The sequence below is a fragment of the Janthinobacterium sp. BHSEK genome (assembly GCF_056174685.1).
Window position 1 is genome coordinate 1 of the sequence record NZ_JBWBYV010000243.1, and the last position, 437, is coordinate 437.

Annotated in this window: 2 tRNA genes and 1 rRNA gene; all 3 read right to left on the reverse strand. The window is 53.3% G+C overall.

Going from position 1 to position 437, the window contains the following annotated elements:
• A tRNA-Ala gene (locus AC0V2Y_RS28750) sits at nt 1–76 on the reverse strand.
• Between the two features lie 25 nt (nt 77–101).
• Nucleotides 102–178 (reverse strand) — tRNA-Ile (locus AC0V2Y_RS28755).
• Between the two features lie 82 nt (nt 179–260).
• Nucleotides 261–437, reverse strand: a 16S ribosomal RNA gene (locus tag AC0V2Y_RS28760); the annotation flags it as partial.

Here is a 437-nt window from a genome sequence, read left to right on the forward strand (position 1 = left end):
TGGTGGAGGATGACGGGATCGAACCGACGACCCCCTGCTTGCAAAGCAGGTGCTCTCCCAGCTGAGCTAATCCCCCTAGGGTATTTCCAGACTACAGAAACTGGTAGGGCTGGTTGGACTCGAACCAACGACCCCCGCGTTATCAACACGGTGCTCTAACCAGCTGAGCTACAGCCCCAAATGCTGTTCTTCTTTATTAACAGCCGATAAGTGTGAACATTTGATGCGTGAACCATTTACCTGATTCGTGCAAACTCTAGAAAGGAGGTGATCCAGCCGCACCTTCCGATACGGCTACCTTGTTACGACTTCACCCCAGTCACGAATCCTACCGTGGTAAGCGCCCTCCTTACGGTTAAGCTACCTACTTCTGGTAAAACCCGCTCCCATGGTGTGACGGGCGGTGTGTACAAGACCCGGGAACGTATTCACCGCGA